General features: G+C 70.3%; 5 protein-coding genes. All 5 read left to right on the top strand.

Annotation, left to right across the window (positions count from 1 at the left end; genetic code table 11):
• Positions 1-1,101, top strand: a 1,101-nt coding sequence (tal, locus tag Q9S36_RS28750; RefSeq protein WP_311288243.1) for a transaldolase, incomplete at its 5' end; no start/stop codon positions are given.
• Positions 1,098-2,720, top strand: a complete 1,623-nt coding sequence (locus Q9S36_RS28745) for a glucose-6-phosphate isomerase (protein WP_311288242.1) — start codon at positions 1,098-1,100, stop codon at positions 2,718-2,720. The genes tal and Q9S36_RS28745, both read left to right, overlap by 4 nt.
• 13 nt (positions 2,721-2,733) lie before the next feature.
• Positions 2,734-4,326, top strand: coding sequence for a glucose-6-phosphate dehydrogenase (zwf, locus tag Q9S36_RS28740; RefSeq protein ID WP_311288241.1), 1,593 nt, complete (start codon positions 2,734-2,736; stop codon positions 4,324-4,326).
• Positions 4,323-5,279: a glucose-6-phosphate dehydrogenase assembly protein OpcA gene (locus Q9S36_RS28735; RefSeq protein WP_251449543.1), complete on the top strand. Its 957-nt coding sequence runs from the start codon at positions 4,323-4,325 to the stop codon at positions 5,277-5,279. The genes zwf and Q9S36_RS28735 overlap by 4 nt, the downstream gene beginning before the upstream one ends.
• Before the next feature lie 4 nt (positions 5,280-5,283).
• Positions 5,284-6,063, top strand: a complete 780-nt coding sequence (gene pgl / locus Q9S36_RS28730) for a 6-phosphogluconolactonase (protein ID WP_311288240.1) — start codon at positions 5,284-5,286, stop codon at positions 6,061-6,063.
• Positions 6,064-6,139: the final 76 nt, after the last annotated feature.

The following is a 6,139-nucleotide window of genomic DNA, read 5'->3' as shown; positions in this document are numbered from 1 at the left end:
CTGGCCGCCGAGGGCGTCAGCATCTGGCTGGACGACCTCTCCCGCGACCGCATCACCACGGGCAACCTCGCGACCCTGATCGCCGAGCGCAACGTCACCGGAGTGACCACGAACCCGACGATCTTCCAGGGTGCGATCAGCAGCGGCGCCGACTCGTACGCCGCGCAGATCACCGAGCTGGCCGGCCGGGGCGCCTCGGTCGACGACGCGATCTTCGCCGCGACGACCGACGACGTCCGTGACGCCGCCGACGTCTTCCGGCCGGTCTTCGACCGCACCGGCGGCGTCGACGGGCGCGTGTCGATCGAGGTCTCCCCCGACCTCGCGCACGACACCGCCGCAACTGTCGCCTCGGCGAAAGAGCTGTGGGCGAAGGTCGACCGGCCCAACGTGCTGATCAAGATCCCCGCGACGAAGGCGGGCCTGCCCGCCATCACCGAGGTGATCGGGGCCGGCATCAGCGTCAACGTCACGCTGATCTTCAGCCTGGAGCGCTACGCAGACGTCATCGAGGCCTACCTCGCCGGCGTCGAGAAGGCTCAGGCGGCCGGTCACGACATCTCGACCCTCCACTCCGTGGCGTCGTTCTTCGTCTCCCGCGTGGACACCGAGGTCGACAAGCGCCTCACCGCCATCGGCACCGACGAGGCGACCGCACTCAAGAGCAAGGCCGGCGTCGCCAACGCCCGCCTCGCGTACGAGCTGTTCGAGCGCGAGTTCGCGACCGATCGCGCGAAGGCGCTCCTTGCCGACGGCGCGAACGTGCAGCGCCCGCTATGGGCCTCGACCGGCGTCAAGGACCCGTCCCTTCCCGACACCCTGTACGTCACCGAGCTCGTCGCCCCCGGCACCGTCAACACCATGCCCGAGAAGACGCTCGAGGCGACCTTCGACCACGGCCGCATCACGGGCGACACCGTCACCGGCAACTACGCGGACGCGCACGACGTGTTCGACCGCCTGGCCGCCGTCGGCGTCGACCTCACCGACGTCACGCAGGTGCTCGAGGACGAGGGCGTCGAGAAGTTCATCGCCTCGTGGCACGATCTCCAGGCGACCGTCGCCACGGCGCTCGGCGCGGGTTCCGAGACGGCTCGATGAGCTTCCGCATCCACCTGACCGGCCACGTGAAGTCGGTCGTCGACGAGACCCTCCCGGGACTCGTGGCCGACCTCGTGGCCTCGGGCGTCACGGCGGCGGACCCCACGCTGTGGGGTCCCGCCGCCGAAGACGAGGCCTCTCGGCGTCTGGGCTGGGTCCAGGCGGTGAGCGTCTCGCGCCCACTGGTGGATGAGATCCGGCGCCTGCGCGCCGACCTGGCCGCTCGCGGCGTGACGCGAGTCGTGCTGGCGGGAATGGGCGGGTCGTCTCTGGCGCCCGAGGTGATCGCGCAGACGTCCGGCGCGCCCCTCGTGATCCTGGACTCCACGTCGCCCGCCCAGGTGCTCGCCGCGATCGACGGCGACACCTCGTCGGGCGGCCTGGACCGCACCGTCCTGGTGGTCGCCTCCAAATCGGGTTCCACGGTCGAGACCGACTCGGCCCGTCGCGCCTTCGAGGCCGCCTTCCGCGACCTGGGCATCGACCCGCGCGAGCGGATCGTGGTTGTCACCGACCCCGGATCGCCCCTGGACTCCTCCGCTCGCGAAGCGGGCTACCGCGTCTTCAACGCGGACCCCCACGTAGGAGGGCGCTATTCGGCGCTCACCGCGTTCGGACTCGTGCCGGCAGGGCTCGCCGGGGTCGACATCGACGAGCTCCTCGACGAAGCGGAGGCCACGCTTCTCGAGGTCGCCATCGACAGCCCCGACAATCCCTCGCTCGTGCTCGCGGCCGCCATCGCCGGGGGCAGCCTGCGCCGAGACAAGCTGGGTCTCGTCACCGACGGCACGCACATCGTGGGCCTTCCCGACTGGATCGAGCAGCTGGTGGCCGAGTCCACGGGCAAGGAGGGAACCGGCATCCTTCCCGTCGTGCTCCTTCCCGTCTCACCCGAGCTGGACGCGCGCCCCGACGACCTGCAGATCCTCCGCCTGGTCGATGATGCCGGGGCGTTCCACCTCTTCGAGCACCACGAGGACGAGATCCTCGTCAGCGGGTCGCTCGGGGCGCAGTTCATCGTGTGGGAGTACGCCACCGCCATCGCCGGGCGGATCCTGGGCATCAACCCGTTCGATCAGCCCGACGTCGAGTCCGCGAAGGATGCCGCGCGAGGACTGCTCGAGGCCACGCCCGAGCCGACCGCACCGGTCTTCGTCGAGAACGGTGTCGAGGTGCGCGTCTCGGACCCCGCGCTCGCCGAATCCGGCACCATCGCCGGTGTGCTCGACACCCTGTGGTCCCGGCTCGGCCCGACCGGCTACGTCGCCGTGCAGGCCTATGTCAACCGCCTCGAGCTGCCTCAGCTGCAGGGTCTGCGCGAGATGGTCGCCGCCGACTCCGGCCGCCCCACCACGTTCGGCTGGGGACCGCGGTTCCTGCATTCGACGGGCCAGTACCACAAGGGCGGTCCCGCCGAGGGCGTCTTCCTGCAGATCCTCGAACGCACCGACGTCGACCTCGAGATCCCCGGACGGCCCTTCACGTTCGGGCAGCTCATCGAGGCGCAGGCGGCTGGCGACGCCGTCGTCCTCGCCGAAGGACACGGCCGCCCCGTCGTCTCACTCACGCTGACAGATCCCCAGATCGAAGTGCTCTCGCTCTTCGAAGCAGCCCAGTAGGAGCCTCTCCCCCATGACCGTCGAGATCCCCGGATCGAGCGCGGCCGCGCAGCGGCCGCCCGTAGAGATTTCCCGCGGGAGCAACCCGCTTCGCGACCCCGAAGACCGCCGCCTCAACCGCATCGCCGGCCCGAGCGCGCTCGTCATCTTCGGTGTCACCGGCGACCTGTCCCGCAAGAAGCTGATGCCCGCGGTGTACGACCTCGCGAACCGCGGGCTGCTGCCGCCCGGCTTCGCCCTGGTGGGCTTCGCTCGCCGCGACTGGGAGGACCAGGACTTCGCGCAGGTCGTGCACGACGCCGTGCGGCAGCACGCCCGCACGGAGTTCCGCGACGAGACCTGGCAGCAGCTGCTGCAGGGGATCCGGTTCGTCTCGGGCGAATTCGGCGACCCCGAGGCGTTCGCACGTCTGCGCGAAACCGTCGAGAAGCTCGACGCGGAGCGCGGCACCATGGGCAACCACGCCTTCTATCTCTCGATCCCGCCGAAGGACTTCCCCCAGGTGGCCGAGCAGCTGAAGGCATCCGGCCTGGTCGACGACACCGCCGATCGCCCCGAGCGCTGGCGCCGCGTGGTGATCGAGAAGCCGTTCGGGCACGATCTCGACTCGGCGCGCTCGCTCAACGACGCCCTGCGCTCGGCGTTCCCCACCGATTCGATCTTCCGCATCGACCACTACCTCGGCAAGGAGACGGTGCAGAACATCCTCGCCCTCCGTTTCGCCAACGAGCTGTACGAGCCGATCTGGAACCGCAACTACGTCGACCATGTGCAGATCACCATGGCCGAGGACATCGGCGTGGGCGGTCGCGCCGGTTACTACGACGGCATCGGCGCCGCGCGCGATGTCATCCAGAACCACCTGCTCCAGCTGATGGCGCTCACCGCCATGGAAGAGCCCATCAGCTTCGACGCGAAGGACCTGCGGGCCGAGAAGGAAAAGGTGCTGGCGGCGGTCACGCTTCCCGAGGACCTCGGCCGCTCCACGGCCCGCGGGCAGTACGACGGCGGCTGGCAGGGCGGTGAGAAGGTGCTCGGCTTCCTCGAGGAGGACGGGATGAACCCCGAGTCCACCACCGAGACGTATGCCGCGATCACCCTCGAGGTCAACACCCGCCGCTGGGCGGGAGTGCCCTTCTATCTGCGCACGGGCAAGCGGCTGGGCCGCCGCGTCACCGAGATCGCGGTCGTGTTCAAGTCGGCGCCCGAGATGCTGTTCTCGCGCAGCCAGACGCTGGGTCAGGGGCAGAACGCCCTGGTCATCCGCGTCCAGCCCGACGAGGGCGTCACCATCCGCTTCGGATCCAAGGTGCCCGGTGCCGGCGCGCAGGTGCGCGACGTCACGATGGACTTCGGCTACGGACACGCCTTCACCGAGGCCAGCCCCGAAGCCTATGAGCGCCTCATCCTCGACGTGCTCCTGGGCGACCCGCCGCTCTTCCCCCGCCACGAGGAGGTCGAGCTCTCGTGGAAGATCCTCGACCCCATCGAGAAGTTCTGGGCGGAGCAGGGCGGCCCCCTCGAGCAGTACGCTCCCGGATCCTGGGGGCCGGCATCCGCCCAGGAAATGCTCGCCCGCGACGGCCGAACCTGGAGGCGCCCGTGATCGTCGACCTGCCCGACACCACTGTCAGCAAGATCTCCCGCGCGCTGGTCAACGTGCGCGAAGAGGGCGGCGCCGTCGCCCTCGGACGCGTGCTGACCCTCATCATCATCACCCGCCAGGGCGAGATGGAGGAGGTCATCGAGGCCGCCAACGATGCCTCTCGCGAGCACCCGATGCGGGTGATCGTGCTCATGATCAACGGCGCGAAGGATGCCGCCTCCTGCCTGGACGCGCAGATCCGCGTGGGCGGCGACGCCGGCGCCAGCGAAGTCGTCACCCTTCACGCCAGCGGCGAGGCCGGGAGCTCCAACCTCGAGTCCCTCGTCACCGGTCTGCTGCTGCCCGACGCTCCCGTCGTGGTCTGGTGGCCGAACGAGACGCCGTCCGAGCCGGCCAACACCTCCATCGGGCGCATCGCCCAGCGACGCATCACCGACGCGGCCACCAAGGCCGACCCGTCGGCGTTCGTGGCCTCGCTGGGTGACAGCTACGCACCCGGCGACACGGACCTCGCCTGGACGCGGCTGACCCGCTGGCGCGAGCAGCTCGCGGCGATCCTCGACCAGCCTCCGTACGAGCCCGTGACGGGTGTCACCGTGCGCGGAGCCTCCGACTCCCCGTCGACCGCGCTGCTGGCGGCATGGCTGCGGCTCGCCCTGGACGTCCCTGTCGAGTGGGAGTACCTCTCGGCCGAGGAGTGGCCCCACGGCATCAAGTCGGTCTCGCTCGCGCGTGAGAGCGGCGAGGTCCTTCTCGAACGCCCGACGCCGGGCGTCGCCATCCTCACCCAGCCCGGGCAGCCCAGCCATGATCTCGCGTTCCCCCGCCGGACACTCCGCGAATGCCTGGCCGAGGAGCTGCGTCGACTGGACCCGGACCTCCTGTATGGTCGAGTGATCACAGAGGGGTGGGCGCGGTTGGACCCGCCGACGACACGGGAGGCGCGGAGCTAGCAGCATGGTCGAGGAATGGGCAGAGAAGCGGGTCGTCATCGCACCCGACCCCGCGACACTGGCCGACTCGGTCGCCGCACGGTTCCTCAGCCGCGTCGCCAAACGCGTGTCGAGCGGAAGCACGGCGCACATCTCGCTGACCGGCGGGAGTATGGGATCCGCCGTCCTGGCCGCCGCCGCCCGGCACCCGAAGACCGCCGAGATCGACTGGTCGCGCGTGCACTTCTGGTGGAGTGACGAGCGGTTCCTCCCCCGCGGCCACGCGGACCGCAACGAGACGCAGGCCCGCGCGGCGCTGCTGGACGGGCTGGACATCCCGGCGGGGAACATCCACGCCGTCGCGGCCAGCGATGAGGGGCTCGGGCTCGACCAGGCTGCAGCGGCGTACGCGGCCGAGCTGGCCGGCCACCCGTGCCGCGACCACGCGTGGCCGTCGTTCACCGTCTGCTTCCTCGGCGTCGGGCCCGACGCGCACATCGCCTCCCTCTTCCCCGACCGGCCCGAGATCCAGATCATCGATCGCGCTGTCGTGCCGGTCCGCGACTCCCCCAAGCCGCCGCCGGAGCGCGTCACGATGACGCGTCCGGTCATCAACTCCTCCAAGCGCGTGTGGATGGTGCTGTCGGGCGAGGACAAGGCGTCGGCGCTGGGGCTCGCCCTCGCCGGGGCGAGCTACGTCAATGTGCCCGCCGCCGGGGCGAAAGGACGACGCCGCACGGTGTTCTTCGTCGACGAGGCGGCCGCCTCGAAGGTGCCACCGGAGCTCATCGACCGCGAGTACTGAGTCCGGGGCACCCGAGACCGCGTCAGACGAAAAGAGAGAGCGGATGCCGCAGCATCCGCTCTCTCTTTCGTCTTGT

This window comes from Microbacterium sp. ARD31, from assembly GCF_031844425.1.
Note: the sequence above shows the minus strand (reverse complement) of the source record. Positions and strands in the feature narration are given on the sequence as shown.

Excerpts from the sequence above, each read along its gene's own strand:
- Q9S36_RS28745 (WP_311288242.1), top strand. The coding sequence starts at position 1,098 with ATGAGCTTCCGCATCCACCTGACCGGCCACGTGAAGTCGGTCGTCGAC.
- zwf (WP_311288241.1), top strand. The coding sequence starts at position 2,734 with ATGACCGTCGAGATCCCCGGATCGAGCGCGGCCGCGCAGCGGCCGCCC.
- pgl (WP_311288240.1), top strand. The coding sequence starts at position 5,284 with ATGGTCGAGGAATGGGCAGAGAAGCGGGTCGTCATCGCACCCGACCCC.